Genomic DNA, 16980 nt, shown 5'->3' with positions numbered 1-16980 from the left:
AGATACCTGACCGCTCTGTTTTCTTAGCCGCCGCTCCATCTCAGGGAAGAGGTTGTTTGCCCTTGAGCTTCGGCAGGCGCCTGCTTGGGTCGAGGGCCGCCAGGAACTTGGTGGTTGCCGTGGTGGCTGCGCGGCCGGCGCGGAGCGCCAACAGGACCCATGGGCGGCAACCAAGATGTTGGCTTTGTGCTCCTCCTCGCAGATGCCAGCCATCTCTGAGTCGGCCCGCGGAGCGCCCTGCTTGTGCGACTAAATCGGCAGTAGGCCCGTCTCGCGGAAGCTGGCGATCAACGAGTCGTAGAACGAGACGTCCGAGTGACCGCGGGCGATGAGTTGCGCGCCGGCGACCGCGGCATAGATTGCGCGGGCACGCGATTCGCTGCCGGCGGCCTCGACGACCCCCGCGTTCTGCAGAGTGATTGCCAGCCAGGCGACGTTGACATCGGCGAATGTGCACACTTCGGTGCGTACCAGTTCCGGTAGGTCGTCGTACTCCGCGGCCATGAAGCTGCACATGCACATTCGGTTGTCCTCGATCAGTGCCGCGCGGAATAGCTCGGGGTAGCGTGACAGCGCTTCCAGCGGATCGGAGGCCTGCATCGCGATCGCGCCGAGGCCAGCCTCGGCGTCCTCCCAGTACCTGCGCGCCAACGCCGCACCGAGTTCCGCCTTGCTCGGAAAGTAGTGGTAGACGCTCGCCGCCTTGATGCCCACATCTTCCGCCAGATCCCGAAAGCTCAGGCCGCCATAGCCTCGCGCCTGAGCGACGCGCCGGCCCGATGCCAAGATCCTGTCCCGCGTGGTGACTTCGATCGTATTCAACGCGCCACCCTTTCCTTCCGCACGTCAGACAGCCTACCAATCGGCAGGTAGACAGTGACCGCCTCGGCGACTAACCTCCCTACCATGTGGCAGGTAGGTAACTGTCCGCGATGCACGCGCCGACAACGAAGGACGTCTCATGCCGACTACTACTGCAGCACTGGCCCACGATCCCGGCCCGCTGCACTACGCGGACGCGACCGCGATGGCGGCACTGATAGCGAGCCGGCAGATGTCGTCCCGCGATGTCGTGCAGGCCCACCTCGATCGCATCGCCGAGGTCAACCCATCCATCAACGCGATCGTGACGCTGAGGGCCGATGACGCCCTACGTGCCGCCGACACCGCAGACGCTGCTGTGCGTGCCGATGTTCCGCTTGGGCCGTTGCACGGCGTTCCGTTCACCGTGAAGGACTGCCTGGACACCGCCGGCGTGCTCACCCAACACGGCTCCACGATCTTCGCGGGCAACATTCCGGCCCGCGACGCGACCGCCGTGGCACGGATGAAAGCTGCCGGCGGCATTCTGCTCGCCAAAACCAATCTCCCCGAGTTCTCCTCAGCCACCGAAACCGACAATCTGGTCACCGGCCGCACCAACAATCCCTGGAACCTGGATCGCACCCCCGGCGGATCATCCGGCGGAGACTCCGCGGCCATCGCGGCCGGCATGTCTCCGCTGGGTATCGGCAGCGATGTGGCCATCTCTGTCAGAGGGCCGGCCGCGTTCACCGGGATTGCCGGACTCAAGGCCACCCACGGTCGCATCCCGTTCACGGGCCACTTCGCGCCGATGACGTCGGCCTGGTGGCACGTCGGCCCGATGGCGCGCACCGTGGGTGACGTAGCGCTGACCTATTCCATCCTCAGCGGGCCCGACGGTCTCGATGGATACGCAGTGCACCCCAGGCACTTTGACGCAAGCGCCACGCGGATCCCCGGGCGGGCCCTGCGCGTGGGCTGGGTCTCCGACGATGCCTTCGGACCCGTCGATCCCGAAATCACCGCGACAGTTGCCGACGCGGCGGCACGGCTGGCCGATCTCGGGTGCCACGTCGAGCAACTCGGGGTTCCCTTTCTCAAAGAGGCGGATGCGCCGACAGCGTTGACGGCGCTGATCTACGGCGAATTAGTCGCGTACATCACGTCTTTGGCCGCCGGGCGGGAGGGAGATCTGTCCGCATCCGGCTCCGCGATCATGGCGGTACCAAGCCCGACACTGGACCACATCCGTGACGCCAGACGGGCAACGGAGACACTGCGATCAGCATTCACCGGCTACTTCAGCGACTACGACGTTCTCCTGTGTCCGGTCAACCCCGTGACCGCCCTGCCGCACGGGTCCGAGGAGTTCGTCGTCGACGGCGTCACCGTCCCATGGACGCATGTCATGGCCGCGACATCTCCCTTCAACCTCACCGGACTTCCCGCCCTCTCAGTCCCCTACGGCATCAGCTCAGAGCACCTACCGATCAACATCCAACTCGTGGCGTCATGGTTCGACGAATCGACCCTCTTGCGGCTCGCAGCGATGCTCGAACGCAGGGGCGGCCTGGGCTCACGCCGTCCACCAATCTCGAATTCACCCGCAGGTGTACGTGATTCACACATCCCGCGGTAGGCGCGAAACACGGCCGACCCATCGTGGCCAGTCCGATCCGAGCCTCCGTCGACACCCTCGACGCTGTGGGACCTCAGCGGTCCCGAAGAACCAAGGAGCGAGAACAAATGAAAATCACCGGCAACACCATTCTGATCACCGGCGGCACCTCCGGTATCGGGCTGGGCCTCGCCCTGCGCCTGCACGAGGCGGGCAATACGGTGATCGTCGCCGGACGGCGCAAGAACCTCCTCGACGAGATCACCGCCGCCCACCCCGGAATCGACGCGCTCCTACTCGACGTCGAGGACCCCGACTCGATCGCCCGAGCCCGCGACACGCTGGCGGCTAGCCACCCCGAATTGAACGTGTTGATCAACAACGCGGGAATCATGCTGCAGGAAACTGTCCTGGACCCCGCCGGACTGCAGACCGCCGAGAAACACGTGACGATCAACCTGCTCGGCACAATCCGGATGACCTACGCCTTCCTGCCCCAGCTCGTGAACAAGGCCGACGCCGTGGTGATGAATGTGACGTCCGCGCTCGCGTTCGTGCCGTTCCCCATCACACCCACCTACAGCGCCACCAAGGCCGCTCTGCACTCCTTCACCCAGAGCCTGCGCATCCAACTCGCGCACAGCGGCGTTCACGTCATCGAAGTCATCCCGCCGAACGTGCGCACCACGCTGCTGGGCCAGCAGGACGACGACCAGGCCATGCCGTTGGACGAATTCCTCACCGAGACCCTCGAACTCCTCGCCCAGAATCCCGACGCCACCGAACTGGTCGTCGAGCGAGCCCGCTTTCTACGCAACGCGGAAGCCAACGGCTCCTACGACGACGTTCTGGCGATGCTCAGCAACTACTGACGCCGGCCTGCCGCTGCGTGGCTGCCACCTCCGGCTCGCATGGCATCGACGTCATCCTTGCCAAATCGCGAGGACCCAACAGTCTCGCGAATCTCGTCGACGAGCTGGAACCACACGCCACGGCTTGCACGATCGAAGATGCCGCGCGCGGCGGCACGGCCCTGCTGCTCAGCGTTCCGAGGACCGCGTACTGGAACCTCTCCGGGTACGACCATCGGCACAACGGCATACCGCAAACGTCTGACTCACCCGAAAAACCTGCGCCGCTAAGCTAATCGCCAAAAAACGGTCGGCGGCGCGCCACCTGTCCACGGGTCATGAACATCAAGCAGGTCGTGAGAGCCGCTGTGGCAGAACGGCTCTCCCCCAGCGCGAGGCCCGCAGGGCTATTGCACAACGGTGAGGGGAGCACGTACTGCTGTCGCCGCGTGCGAGCGGCGTTGACGTTGCTCGACCATGTCCACCAAGCCGGCGATGCGTTGGTCGTGTGCGTCGGCAGGCCAAGCCAACTGGACATCGATCACCGGCAGCCCGGCCACGGGGATGGCGACGACATGCCCTCCGAGCCGGTCGACGGCGCTGTCGCCGACAACGGCGAGCAGTTGTCCGGTGGCGACCATATCGATGAGGGCATCCAGGCCGACCGAAGGTAGGTCCGCTGTGTACGCCGGGTCCTCAAGCAAGCGCGCCAGGGTCACCGTGCCCTGGATCGCGAAGGGGTGGTCCGCCGGAACGAGCACGACCGGGCGTTCGGGAGCGAGACTGTGCGCATGCAGACCGGTCAGGTCGCCCGCTGCGCAGATAAGGGCGACGTCGGCGCGGCCCTCGCGCACCGCACAGGCCTGGTCCGTGGTGAACACCAGCTCGACGGTGCCGTGGCCGAAGCGGGCAAGATAGCCACGGACGGCTTCCCGCAGCAGGCCCGCGCCCGTTCCCGGCGGAGTCGCTATGCGCAGCGCACCAACCCCGAATTGCTGGGTCCGGCGGACGGCTCGGTCCAGGCAACGCAGAGTGTTGCGGGCCTCGACTTTGAACACCCGACCCGCTGCTGTGAGCTCGACACGACGGCTGGTCCTTTCAAACAGAGCAGTACCGAGTCGTCGCTCGAGTCGTGCGATCGCTCGCGACAGCGGGGGCGATGCGATGCCGAGGTTCTCAGCGGCACGGGCGAAATGCAGCGTGTCGGCGACGGCCAAGAAGTACTCGAGCTCGCGGACCTCGATGCGGTTCATGACCCTCAGGGTAATGATCACGACCTCTTTTGTCATCGCGCTCCACTGCCGGCGGGTGCCACCCTGAACCAGTACACCCGCCAGCGCCGACCTGAGCCCTCCGGTTCGGTGACCGCGGACACTCGCCTGCGGGTGTGCGAGGACAAACGTCCGTGTGACCTGGAGAAATGAGCACCATGAGAATCGGCATCATCGGCACCGGCAATATCGGAGCCACCCTTACCGGCAAGCTGAGCGCGGCCGGACATCTCGTTCAAGTCGCGAATACCCGTGGGCCGCAGAGCATCACCGAGCTCAGCAAGAGATCGGGAGCTACTGCGGTCGCTCTCGAGGACATCACGCGCGACGTTGACGTGCTCATCACCTGCATTCCGTTCGGCAACATGGCAGATATCGCCGGTGTCATCGGTCGACTGCCGCATCACGTGCCGCTCGCCGACACATCCAACTACTACCCGCATCGCGACGGTCGCAACGAGGAGATCGAAGCCGGCAAGCCCGAAGGCCTGTGGCTGGAACAGCAGTTCGGACGCCCGGTCATCCGGGCGTGGAACACGCTCGTACAAACGACGCTTGCGGCCAAGGGGCGGCCACAAGGTGACACCGACCGGCTGGCGGCACCCGTGGCGGGAACCGACCATGTTGCCAAGCACACAGTCATGGGGTTGGTGAACGACACCGGATTCGACCCCATCGATGCAGGAACTGCTGACGACACGTGGCGACTGGCGATGGGGGCGCCCGCGTACTGCACCGAACTCAACGCCGAACAGATCCGGACAGCCCTGACCCTGGCCAACCCCGATGTCGTTTCGGCACGACGCGAAGCGCTTCTGGCGATCATCGCGTCCTGGCAGCCAACTCCATCGATCTTCGAGGACCTCGTGGCCCTCTATCGCGCGACGGCAGGTCTGCACAGCCTCCTCGACCACTAGTGCTCCGTCACGGGTCCTTGGCGAAGACACGACTGCCCTTCGCCATCGAACCACTGGGACACCAAGACGTTTCCGACGGCGGGCCGGCACGGCCCAGCACCCCACACCACCGATCGTCGGGCACGTGGCGCCATCCCTGCCTCCACAAACACCGACCCCACCAACAACCAGAAGAAGCGGAGCACAAAATGACCACCGTAGGCATCATCGGATCCGGAAACATCGGATCGGCCGTGGCCCGGCTGGCCGTAGCCGCCGACATAGACGTCATCCTCGCCAATTCGCGAGGACCCGACAGCCTCGCCAATCTGGTCGGCGAGTTGGGTGCGCACGCCACAGCGGGCACGATCGACGAGGCAGCGCATGCCGGGGCGGCCGTGCTGCTCAGTGTTCCGATGTCGGCCTACGCCAACCTCCCCGAGGGACTGTTGCGCGGAAAGACAGTGCTCGACACCGGCAACTACTATCCCTCGCGCGACGGCCGCATCCCAGAACTGGATTCTGGCCAATACACCCAACTGCAGCTCGCCCAGAAATTTCTTCCCGGCGCGCTGCTGGTGAAGGCCTTCAGCAATATCCTGGCCAACCACATCCCGGAACTGGCCCGACCATCCGGTGCGCCAGACCGGACCGCGTTGCCCATCGCCAGTGACGATGCCGGCGCGCTCGACCTGGCAGCAGATCTCATCGACCGCCTCGGATTCGACACCCTCAACGTCGAACCAGCCTCGCAGACATGGCGTTTCGAACCCGAATCGGCCGCCTACACACAGATCTACCTGTCAGATCCGAACGTCTCCTGGGAGCAATCCACCAGCACCCCAGGTGCACCTGTGTCCAAGGACGCGCTGCGCGCAGCACTGGCTGCCGCCACGCCCGTCAACGTGGCCGGTCGGACCGTCTGACCCACGGCCCGACAATCCGCGTGCCAACAACCACAGCCGCGCCCAACACCGGATAACCAGGGATGGGAGCCCGGGGAATTCCCCGTTCCCTGGGCACAGAGCACTCCGCTAGTTCCGGTGGCTCGAAAATTGGTGGCAGCGCAGTCAGGGTCGGACAATCACGCGACGTCGAAGGGCACGGTCCCTCCTTCGGCGCACGCCACGACGACTCGCACATCGAGGCCGGCCTAACTACGCACGGCCAACTTGTCGACGTGATCGGGATCTGGGAATGCTTCACTCACGATTAGCTTCCGCTTCGGAGACGCTCAGGGCATCTCAGGTGGTGAGCTAGCCGTTGCGTCGTCGGGCGGTGGAGCGAATTGTCGGATGCGCTCAAGAATAGAAGAAAATAATCAAAACAACTACAGGGGGAAACATGCATATCCCATTCAGCAACTCAAGAGAAATAAACACACCAGAAGGCACGATATGGAAATACTTTCTGAATAAAGAAGTAGGTGTGTCATATCAGACACTGACGATGAGGAGCCCCCAGGCTGGTCAGCACCTCAACAGAGAGACCAATGAAATCTATTTCATTGTCAGAGGAACTGCAAAGTTCATCATCGGCGATGAGGAGTACGACGTAAGCGAAAAGGACGTCGTCGTGGTGGAAGCGAAGATCGCCCACCATATTGAAACGACCGACCTCACCTATCTGACCATTACACGGCCAGACTGGCAGATAGCGCAATACGAACATGTTGAATAACCTGCGGGCATCCCAGCCGCACCGATCGAACGGTCGCGAGCGCGGTTCGATGTCGGCAATGACGGCCTCCGACAGTCTGGCGGCCTGCTGCAGCGAGCACCACGCCGTCGGGACCAAGGATGCGACTACACCTTAGGGCGAGGCGCCCCTCTTGCTCCCCTGCGACGTCCGCCTGGACCAGCGACACCGTTCTATCGACGGTACGCGCGACAGCAAACGCCTGGACGTCGCTGTGGTCGCTTTTTCTTCGTTACGACTTCGATGACGTGTTCACGACACCGCGGCCTTCGTCGGCCTGATCCATCTCGCTGCTTTCGACAAGACGCCCAGCGGAGACCGACAAGAACTCTGGGCTCCCGGCAAAAATCCCACTTCCATGTCCAATTGGACATCGGGTGGACATTTGATCTGGGATATGGACATAGAACTCGGGAAGCCACAAGTGCTGCGACCTACCTCGCCATGTTCGTGAACCGCGACAGGTGAAGCTGGTGTGCCACAGTGATATTCGCGGTCGGGCCGTTACGGTGCTTACCCAGGATCAGGTCGGCCTCGCCGCCGCGCGGGTCGTCGCGGTCGATGGCGTCCGGACGGTGCAGCAGGATGATCATGTCGGCGTCCTGCTCCAGCGATCCCGACTCACGAAGGTCGGACACCTGCGGCCGTTTGTCGGTGCGCTGCTCCGGGCCACGGTTGAGCTGGCTGATCGCCACCACGGGCACGTGCAGTTCCTTGGCCATCAGCTTCAGGCTTCGGGAGAAGTCCGAGACTTCCTGCTGACGTGATTCGTACTTCTTGCCCGAGCTCATCAGCTGCATGTAGTCGACGACGATGAGGCGCAGATCGGCCTTCTTCTTGAGCCGCCGCGCCTTCGCCCGGATCTCCATCATGGTGAGGTTCGGCGAATCGTCGATGTAGAGCGGCGCCTCACTGATCTCACTCATCCGGCGCGCCAGCCGGGTCCAGTCGTCGTCGTTCATCTTGCCCGAGCGCATATCGCCGAGCTTGATGTTCGCCTCCGCAGACAGCATGCGCATGACGATCTCGGACTTGCTCATTTCCAGCGAGAAGATGACGCTGGCCATCCGGTGCTTGATGGAGCAGGACCGCATGAAATCGAGTCCTAGCGTGGAGTTGTGGGTCGGCACCATGGCCTGCGAGGCCAGATACATGTGGCTGTCGTTGTCCACCTCGACGCACCGGACCGGCACCGACTCGACCTGGCGCACGTCCACGATGAAACGTGAATTATGGCGGGCCGGGCCGCACGTGGCACGACGTTCCTTGTGCAGCAACGCTTTCCGCTCGAGACCGAAGACCATATCGTCGGTGGCGAAGGTCAGCGTGTAGGCGACCGACGATTCCTCGCTGCGGCCGCGGACCCGCTTCGTCGACAGCTGGCAGCGGTAGCCGAGGCTCACGATCAACTCGGCGACGTCGGTGACCAGGCGACGGTTGGTGACCGAGAACTGCACCGAACCGCCATGGGTCACCGTGCCGTCGGTGTCCAGCAGACCGGCTAGGAGGGCGCGCCGCTGCGCCTGCGAAGCACGCAGGTACTGCATCGGAATGTGCTTGTCGCCCAAAACCCCAACGGTGCGCAGCCGCGCCTGCAGGGTGCCTACAGCGTTGCGGCACTGCTGGCACAACACCAGTCCGCAGGACGTTCCGCCGCAATGGGAGCACGTCGGGGCGGGCACCTGAGCGGTCCCGCGGGCGGCCCCGCCGCAGCGCCGTCCGCAGGTACGGACCTGGCTGGTCTGTGGGACAAACTGCTCGCCGCACACCACGCACGCACGCGCTTCGACGTCGACACCGGCCGGCAGCTTCAGCTGATAGCGCATGGGCGCGGCGCTCGACGGCTGCGCCACGATTCCCTCGCCTTCGATCCGCATCACGATCTCGGGATCAGCAGAGGTGATCTGCGCGGCGGCGGTCGTCCCGTCACCGAGCCAGGCTCCCAGGGTGTACGGCGGGACGAGAAGCTCTGCCGCCGGAGCGACGAGTGGTTCGGCGTTGACCACCGAATGGTTGATCCGGCGATCTGACGTGGGGCACCGCAGGGTCTCCAGGATTTCGCCGGTGGTCCGGATCTCGGCGGCAGCACGAGACGACCTGCGTGACGCTCGGGTATCGGTGAGCCACTGATGCTGTTCGTCGGCGACGATCACGGTGCCGTCGGAGAACTCGACCTCGTAGCAGGGCCGACCCAGCATCACCTCGGTCGTGGCGACCACCCTGGTGGGCAGGCCATCGTCGCCGATCAGTTCATCACCCACGCTGACATCGGCCATGGTGGTCCAGCCGGTCGGCGTCGGCAGCGGGGTATCCAGCGACAGCGCCTTTCCCACGCCAGGCCGCGCCGCGACGATGATCATCTGACCCCCGTGCAGCCCGTTGGTGACCTCATCCAGGTCGATGAACCCGGTGGGCACACCGTGGGCCATGCCACCGGCCGAGGCGATGGCATCGATCTCGTCCATCGTTGGTTGCAGCAGTTCCTCCAGCGGGACGAAGTCCTCGGACTGGCTGCGCTTGTCGGTCACGTCGTAGATCTCGGCCTGGGCGCGGTCGACGATGTCGTGCACATCGGCGCCGTCGGCTCCTGCGTAGCCGTACTGCACGACGCGGGTGCCGGCCTCCACCAGCCGGCGCAGCAGGGCCTTCTCGGCCACGATGGTGGCGTAGAAGCCGGCGTTGGCCGCCGTGGGCACGGTGGAGATCAACGTGTGCAGATACGGCGCGCCACCGATGCGGCGCAGCTGCCCGCGCCGGTCCAGCTCGGCGGCGACGGTCACGGCGTCGGCCGGCTCACCTCGGTCGTAGAGCCCGAGAATGACGTCGGCGACGTCTTGGTGCGCAGGCCGGTAGAAGTCGCCGGGCTGCATCCGCTCGAGGACGTCGGCGATGGCGTCCTTGCTGAGCAGCATGCCGCCCAGGACAGCCTGTTCGGCCGCCATGTCCTGCGGGGGCTGGCGCCCGAAATCCTCGCTGGGCGGCTCGCTCATACCGTGATGACCGAGATCGTCCACGACAGCCACTAAGCGTCCCCACCCTCCGTTTGTCACCGAACATACGTTCGGTGTTAGCTGCCATGACAGTAGGACGCGACACCGACAAACCCGGCCGGGGTTCGGCTCCACCGCCTAGCGACGGCCAACATTAGACGTTGCTGAGGGTTGCGCAATCCGGCCTGTTGATAAGGGTGTGGATGGCGTGTGGACAGCCGTGGACAACGATGTTGAGTGCATGGGGAGAACTTGTGGATAAACTCACCGGTAATCAAACAACCCGCAGGTCAAGGCTACCGCTGAAGTGTCCAATGTTGTGGATGCAAATTATCACGGCGTGTCGGGCGGGGTTGCCATCTCGGGCGTGTTGCGTTGCGCTTGAGAGCCGACGAGGTTAACAGCCGGTTGCCGTTGCTGGAGCCGAACGGCGAGATGCGTTCGCTGGAGACACAGCAACGCCCGGGTGGGAAGTTTGGGGCTTCCACCCGGGCGTTGCACTGGTGTGCGAAGGTGTCGAGCTTACTCGGCGACGACGTTGAGCGGGACCGAGATGGTCACGCCCTGGTGCAGCTTCACGCTGACCGGATGCGTTCCGGTCGACTTGATGTGCGCCTTCGGCAGTTCGACGGTGCGCTTGTCCAGGTTCGGGCCGCCGGCCTTCTTGATGGCCGCGACCACGGTGGCCTGGGTGACCGAACCGAACAGCTTGCCGCCCTCGCCGGCACGGACGGCCAGAGCAACCGGGCCGAGCGCCTCGATGGCGATCTTCAGTTCGTTAGCGTGCTCGACGCCACGAACTTCCTTGGTCTCGCGGGCGCGACGAATCTCGTCGGCCTGCCGCTCGGCGCCACGGGTGGCCACGATGGCCAGCCCGCGCGGGAGCAGGAAGTTACGGCCGTAGCCGTCCTTCACATCGACGGCGTCGCCTGCGACACCCAGGTGGTCCACCTCAGCGGTGAGAATGAGCTTCATGATGTGGTTCCTCCCTTACCGCGTCGACGAACCGAAGGGCAGCAGAGCCACCTCGCGGGCGTTCTTCACCGCGACGGCGACGTCGCGCTGATGCTGGACGCAGTTGCCGGTCACCCGGCGGGCACGGATCTTGCCGCGCTCGCTGATGTAGGTGCGCAGCAGCGCGGTGTCCTTGTAGTTGATGTCCTGCCCCTTGCCCTTCTTGGAGCAGAACACGCACTTGCGGGTCTTGACCGGCTTTTCCGGAGCCGGGCGCCGCTTGGTGCCTGAGGATTTGGCCATGGGTCTATCTCTTTCTCAGTTCAAAAATCTGTCAGTGTTTGTCAGAAGGGCGGTTCTTCGTCAGCGCCGCTGTAGGAGCCCGCCGCGGGAGCACTGCCCCACGGATCGTCTTTCGGCTCCGCACTGCGCGGCTGACTCGATCCGCCGCCGAATCCACCACCGCCGCCGCCACCGCCACCGCGGCTGGCCTTGTTGACCTTGGCCGTCGCGTATCGCAGCGACGGGCCGATCTCGTCGACCTCGAGCTCCACGACGGTGCGCTTCTCGCCCTCACGGGTTTCGAAGGACCGCTGCTTGAGCCGACCGCTGACGATGACGCGCGAGCCCCGGGTGAGGCTCTCGGCCACGTTCTCGGCCGCCTCCCGCCAGATGTTGCAGCGGAGGAACAGCGCTTCGCCGTCCTTCCACTCATTGGTCTGACGGTCGAACGTCCGGGGAGTGGACGCCACCGTGAAGTTGGCGACAGCCGCGCCGGACGGCGTGAACCGCAATTCCGGGTCGGCGGTCAGGTTTCCGATAACGGTGATGACAGTGTCACCAGCCACGAGGTCCTCCTGGGCAGTGGGCAGCCTATGTTGGGCGCGAGCCTACGCAACGCACCCGACATCGGCGGGGTGTATCGACCTAGTGCTTGTCGGTCCGCATCACCTTGGTCCGCAGCACGGACTCGTTCAGGTTCAGCTGACGATCGAGCTCGGACACCGTGGCGGGCTCGGCCTTGAGATCGACAACGGCGTAGATGCCCTCGGCGTGCTTGGCGATTTCGTACGCCAGCCGGCGGCGGCCCCAGATGTCGACCTTGTCGACGGAACCGCCGTCCTTGCGGATGACGTTCAGGAACGTCTCCAGCGAGGGAGCTACGGTGCGCTCGTCAAGTGTGGGGTCGAGAATGACCATGACTTCGTATGGACGCATGAGAAACCCATCACCTCCTATGGTCGTTGCGGCCACGGCGTATCCGTGGCAGGAGGGTCGCCTGCGTCGGCAACCCGCCCAGGTTACAGGTGGGGCCGCTGATCTGCGAAATCGCGGATAGGAACCGCATTTGTGCGGCCCGGTACATCGTCAGCGGTGTGTCGCGGACGAAACCGCACTTTCCAGATCGGGGGCCGGGGCGGGCTCGGGGCCGACGAGTGGCGCACGCGGACGCACCCGCGCTGGCAGCCACTTCGGGAACGCATCCGGCGCACCCTCGAACTCCCCGCCGGACGGGTCGTCGATGCGCCCGTGATAGCGGACCAGGTCCAGCTCGGGGCGGTAGATCTGCCGGATCACCAGGGCGATCAGTGCGAACACGGCGATATCGCGCAGCAGCACCGTCGCGGTGAACCACTGTTCGGGCAGCCCGCGGTTCTGCTCCCCGAACAGGAACAGCATCCGCGGTATCCACACCAGCGCGTCGATCGTCATCCAGGCCAGCAGGATCCGCCGGTGCGGCAGCGCCAGCACCGCCAGCGGCACCAGCCACAGCGAGTACTGCGGGCTCCACACCTTGTTGGTCAGCAGGAAGGCGGCCACCACCAGGAACGCCAACTGCGCCACCCGCGGCCGGTGCTGCGCCGTCAGCGCGACGTACGCGATACCCACACAGCACAACGCGAACAGCAGGGCCGTCACCGCATTGGTCACCGAGGGGGGCTCCCAGAATCCGAGATGCGGGTCGAATCCACCCCACCCGGTGAACGACTTCACGACGTTGTACAGCGAATCCATATCGTCACCGCGGCGGGTGTTGAGCCGGAAGAACTCCGACCACCCGCGCGGGAACAGCAGCAGCACAGGCAGATTCACCAGAATCCAGGTGCCCACCGCCGCCAGCGCCGTCGTCCCCACCGCGCGCCACCGGCCGGTGCGCACCGCCAGGATCACCAGCGGCACCATCAACAGCAGTGGGTAGAGCTTCAGCGCCACCCCGACACCGATGAGCACCCCGGCCACCGCGGGTCTTCGGCGCGCCCACGCCAGCATCGCGCCTGCCGCGCACGCCGCGGCCAGCGCGTCGAAGTTGGTGAAGATCTGGAAGATCACCAGCGGGGACGCCGCGACCAGCGCCGCATCCCAGATCCGCCGCCCGGCCAGCAGGGCCGTCGCCCACACCGTGGCCAGCCACGCCAGCCCCAGCCCGAACGCCGAGATGTTGAAGAACATCACCACCTCGGCGACCAACGGCAACGACACCAGTTTGGTGAGCGCCGAGTACGTCTTGGCCAGCGTCATCGACAGGTACTGGTAGATGCCCGTCAGGACCGGATATTCCATGTAGCGGATCGCCGGGCTGCCGTCGTACTGCACGTTGGGCTTGCCGGTGCTGTCGGTGTCCACCCAGCTGGACTTGTACGGAAACTTGCCCTGGCTCAACAGTTCCGCCGTGTAGAGCGGGACCGTGTCCGAATAGCAGAACTCGTAATAGGCGCGCTGGTTCTGCCAGTTGGCGACGCGCTGGGCCGCGGTACCGGTGTTCGTGGACTGCAGGCACGCGGCCTTGGTCGAGTAGCCCAGCGCCAGGAAGATGACACCGATCACCAGCATCACCCGCAACGGTGTGAAGAACCGCGCGCGCCCGATGAGCGCATGCCGACCCACCGGGCCACCGATGGTGTGCGACAACGCCGAGCCGATCACGTCCGTGCGGCTGGGCAGATCCCGTTCGTAGGCGCTGCGCAGATCACGCGCCAGTGGAACCGGGGAAACCGTCTGCGGCTCTTCGGATTCCGTCACGGTGGCGGCGGCGGACCGGGCGGCGGTACCGGGGCGTTGGGATCACCGACCGGGGGCGGTCCCAGCGGGACGGTCGTCGGCGGGCCCCACGGAATGGTGACACCGGGCGCGATCTCCAGCGTCGGCTGAATCACGGTCTCCGATGGCGGCGGAGGCACCGGTGCGACGGGCGGAGGCGGCGGCGCCTGCGGCACACCGGCATAACCACCGATGTCGGTCGGCTTCGGGAACGTCTCGTTGTCGGTGCCCTTGAGCGCACCGTCCATCGTCGCCTTCCAGATGTCGGACGGCAGACCGGACCCGTACACCGGGCCGCCCCACTCGTTGACCAGGGGCTTGGTGCCCGACGTGGTGCCCACCCACACCGCCGTCGACAGCGACGGGGTGTAGCCGACCATCCAGGCGTCGCGGTTGGCGCCCGTGTCGCCGAGCTGGTTGGTGCCCGTCTTGGCCGCCGAGGACCGCCCACCCGCCAGGTTGTGCCCGTTGGACCAGCCGGCGATCGGCTGCATCGCCGCGGTGACGTTGTCAGCCACCGCCTTGTCGATGCGCTGTTCGCCGGTGTTGTCCTGCTGCGAGGCGTCGAAGAGCACCTTGCCGTCTGCGTCGACGACCTTCTGCACGAAATGCGGCTTGTGATAGACGCCGGAGTTGGCCAGCGTCGCGTACGCCGAGGCCATGTCGAGCACCCGGCTCTGGTACTGGCCCAGCACGACACCGTTGTTCGGCGCCCCGCCCTTGCCGTCCTCACTCAAGGTGTGGTCGACGCCGGGGAAGCTGTCGGCGATGCCGGCGCTGTGCGCGGCGTCGGCGACGTCCTGGGGGCCGTTCTTCAGCTTCAGCATCAGCCGGTAGTAGCTGGTGTTCAGCGAGCGCTTGAGCGCCTCGGCGATATTGCAGACGCCGCAGCCCTCGCCCTCGACGTTGGTGATCTTGATGCCGTTGACGGTCACCGGCGAGCTGTCCACCTGGAAGCCCAGGCCGATGCCCTGTTGCAGCGCGGCCACCAGAGCGAACACCTTGAACGACGAGCCTGTCGGCAGGCCGGCCTGCGCGAAGTCGAAACCCTGCGCGTCGGAGCCGCCGTAGTAGGCCTTGATGCCGCCGGTCTTCGGGTCGACGGACACCGCCGCCGCCCGCATGTCGGGCATCTGCCCGTCCAGGGTTTTGGTGACCGACTCCTCGGCCGCCTTCTGCGCGGCCGGATCGATGGTCGTGGTGACCTGCAGCCCCTCGGTGTTCAGCGTCTGTTCGTTGATGTTGAAGAGGTCCAGCAGTTCCTTGGTGACCTGCCGCTCGATCAGTCCGTTCGGCCCGGTGGTCTGGTCCTGTTGACTGGCCTGCTCGGGTGGCACCGTCGGCGGGAACACCTGCGCGGCCCGGTCCGTCTTGGACAGGGCGCCGATGTCGACCATGCCGTCGAGCACCCAGTTCCACCGGTCGGCCGCACCCTCGGGGTCGACGGCCGGATCCAGGGTCGACGGCCGCTGGATCAGCGCCGCCAGCAGCGCGCCCTCGGCGACGTCGAGCTGTTCGACGGGTTTGTCGAAGTAGGCCTTCGCGGCGGCCGAGATGCCGTATGCACCGCGGCCGAAATAGATGATGTTGAGGTAGGACTCCAGAACCTGGTCCTTGCCCCATTCGCGCGACATCTTCGTCGAGATGACGAGCTCCTTGGCCTTGCGGACCACACCGCCCAGACCGGATCTCGCGTCGCCCACGAGCGCGTTCTTCACGTACTGCTGGGTGATGGTCGAGCCGCCCTGCAGGTCACCGCCGAAGATGTTGTTCTTGAATGCGCGCGCGAACCCCGACAGGGAGAAGCCCGGGTTGCTGTAGAAGTCGCGGTCCTCGGCGGCCATCACCGCGTCCCGCACATGCACCGGGATCTGGTTGATGCTGACGTCGTTGCGGTTGCCTTCGGGCGGGACGATCCGCGCCAGCTCGCTGCCGTCACTGGCCAGGATCGTCGACACCTGCGCGGTCCGGATGTCACCGGGCTTGGGCACCTCGACGATGAGATAGGCCATCGCGAACGTGACGAACGGCAGCACCAGGAACAGGACCAGCCCGACGTAGACGGCGCGGCGCACCCACTTCCACTGGAACTGCGGCCGCTGCTTCGGCGGCCGGGGTGGCGGCCCACCCGCCGGTGGGCGCGGAGGCGCCGGGGGCGGCGGCTTGCGCGGGGGTGAACCGTCCAGCGCCGCCTTCACGACGTCGATGGGGTCGCGCAGGTGCGGCTCGGTGGCGTTGCGGACGGGCGGCAACAACGTGGTCTGCCGGTCATCCGGCGGAATGTTCGGCCTGCGGTGTGCGCCCGGGCCAGCGGCATGCTCTCTATCGGCACCGCCCGCTGACCTCGTATGGCGCCCTTCGCTATTCACTGGCCGTACGCGCGCCGGAGCGCGCCGTTCGAGTGCGGGGCGCCTTCGGGGCCTTGGGGGGCCTTGGCGCGCCGAGCACGTACGACTTGACCAGATGGTTCCAACTGCAGGTCCTGCATACCTCCACCACATGTACCGCGAACTCGTCGTAACGCGTCGCCAACAGGACCAACTCCTCGGCGGTGCGGGCCGAACCCGACACCGCACCGAGGTGGTCACCGAATACCCACGACACCAGGGTGAGCTGTTCCTTGCGGCAGATCGGGCACATCACCGAGCTGGGCTTCCCGTGGTATTTGGCGGCGCGCAATAAGTAGGGATTGGCGTCGCACACCTCGGTGACCCCGGTACGCCCGGAGTACACCTCGGCCAGCAGGGATCGGCGCCGGAGCGCGTAATCCACCACCTGTCGCTGCAATCGCACGTCCACCAGAGTACGTCGGCGCCCCGACCGCAGAGCGAGGACGGCGCCAAGCGTCGGCACCGCAGC

The 16980-nt window shown here is 65.5% G+C and carries 15 protein-coding genes; 5 read left to right on the top strand and 10 right to left on the bottom strand.

Features of this window, described 5'->3' with window-relative positions; translation table 11 throughout:
- Positions 1–249: 249 nt before the first annotated feature.
- Positions 250–822, bottom strand: coding sequence for a TetR/AcrR family transcriptional regulator (locus AC1DY7_RS04115; protein WP_477492384.1), 573 nt, complete (start codon positions 820–822; stop codon positions 250–252).
- 139 nt (positions 823–961) lie between these two features.
- Between AC1DY7_RS04115 and AC1DY7_RS04110 the strand changes: the two genes are divergently transcribed.
- Positions 962–2443, top strand: coding sequence for an amidase (locus tag AC1DY7_RS04110; RefSeq protein ID WP_477492383.1), 1482 nt, complete (start codon positions 962–964; stop codon positions 2441–2443).
- A gap of 107 nt (positions 2444–2550) precedes the next feature.
- Entirely contained in the window at positions 2551–3294 is a 744-nt protein-coding gene (locus tag AC1DY7_RS04105) for an SDR family oxidoreductase (protein WP_477492382.1), read from the top strand.
- Between the two features lie 386 nt (positions 3295–3680).
- Here the strand turns inward: AC1DY7_RS04105 and AC1DY7_RS04100 are convergent, their stop codons facing one another.
- Complete coding sequence (locus tag AC1DY7_RS04100; RefSeq protein WP_477492381.1) at positions 3681–4526, bottom strand: LysR family transcriptional regulator; 846 nt, start codon at positions 4524–4526, stop codon at positions 3681–3683.
- Between the two features lie 167 nt (positions 4527–4693).
- Between AC1DY7_RS04100 and AC1DY7_RS04095 the strand changes: the two genes are divergently transcribed.
- The 3 genes from AC1DY7_RS04095 to AC1DY7_RS04085 all read left to right on the top strand — a co-directional run bounded on the left by AC1DY7_RS04095 (position 4694) and on the right by AC1DY7_RS04085 (position 7120).
- Positions 4694–5461 carry an NADPH-dependent F420 reductase gene (locus AC1DY7_RS04095; RefSeq protein WP_477492380.1) on the top strand — a complete coding sequence of 256 codons (768 nt, stop codon included), beginning with the start codon at positions 4694–4696 and terminating at the stop codon, positions 5459–5461.
- A complete protein-coding gene (locus tag AC1DY7_RS04090; RefSeq protein ID WP_477492379.1) occupies positions 5461–6366 on the top strand; it encodes an NADPH-dependent F420 reductase in 906 nt (301 codons plus the stop codon). The genes AC1DY7_RS04095 and AC1DY7_RS04090 overlap by 1 nt, the downstream gene beginning before the upstream one ends.
- Before the next feature lie 418 nt (positions 6367–6784).
- On the top strand, positions 6785–7120 hold the full coding sequence (locus AC1DY7_RS04085; protein ID WP_477492378.1) for a cupin domain-containing protein: 336 nt from the start codon (positions 6785–6787) through the stop codon (positions 7118–7120).
- Between the two features lie 452 nt (positions 7121–7572).
- On the opposite strand, the gene dnaB is transcribed toward AC1DY7_RS04085, so the two are convergent.
- The 8 genes from dnaB to AC1DY7_RS04045 all read right to left on the bottom strand — a co-directional run bounded on the left by dnaB (position 7573) and on the right by AC1DY7_RS04045 (position 16914).
- A complete protein-coding gene (dnaB, locus tag AC1DY7_RS04080; protein WP_477492377.1) occupies positions 7573–10161 on the bottom strand; it encodes a replicative DNA helicase in 2589 nt (862 codons plus the stop codon).
- Between the two features lie 489 nt (positions 10162–10650).
- Entirely contained in the window at positions 10651–11103 is a 453-nt protein-coding gene (gene rplI / locus AC1DY7_RS04075; protein ID WP_477492376.1) for a 50S ribosomal protein L9, read from the bottom strand.
- A 15-nt stretch (positions 11104–11118) separates the two neighbouring features.
- Positions 11119–11385, bottom strand: a complete 267-nt coding sequence (rpsR, locus tag AC1DY7_RS04070; protein WP_477492375.1) for a 30S ribosomal protein S18 — start codon at positions 11383–11385, stop codon at positions 11119–11121.
- Between the two features lie 41 nt (positions 11386–11426).
- On the bottom strand, positions 11427–11930 hold the full coding sequence (locus AC1DY7_RS04065; RefSeq protein ID WP_090359468.1) for a single-stranded DNA-binding protein: 504 nt from the start codon (positions 11928–11930) through the stop codon (positions 11427–11429).
- Positions 11931–12009: 79 nt separating this feature from the next.
- Positions 12010–12300 carry a 30S ribosomal protein S6 gene (gene rpsF / locus AC1DY7_RS04060; RefSeq protein ID WP_057169208.1) on the bottom strand — a complete coding sequence of 97 codons (291 nt, stop codon included), beginning with the start codon at positions 12298–12300 and terminating at the stop codon, positions 12010–12012.
- A 150-nt stretch (positions 12301–12450) separates the two neighbouring features.
- On the bottom strand, positions 12451–14103 hold the full coding sequence (locus AC1DY7_RS04055) for a glycosyltransferase family 87 protein (protein ID WP_477492374.1): 1653 nt from the start codon (positions 14101–14103) through the stop codon (positions 12451–12453).
- On the bottom strand, positions 14100–16490 hold the full coding sequence (locus AC1DY7_RS04050; protein ID WP_477492373.1) for a transglycosylase domain-containing protein: 2391 nt from the start codon (positions 16488–16490) through the stop codon (positions 14100–14102). Before AC1DY7_RS04050 ends, AC1DY7_RS04055 begins: the two co-directional genes overlap by 4 nt.
- Complete coding sequence (locus AC1DY7_RS04045) at positions 16483–16914, bottom strand: DUF5318 family protein (RefSeq protein WP_477492372.1); 432 nt, start codon at positions 16912–16914, stop codon at positions 16483–16485. Before AC1DY7_RS04045 ends, AC1DY7_RS04050 begins: the two co-directional genes overlap by 8 nt.
- Positions 16915–16980: the final 66 nt, after the last annotated feature.

The organism is Mycobacterium sp. P2_H7 (assembly GCF_056403275.1).
This window is presented reverse-complemented; position numbering and strand designations above follow the sequence as displayed.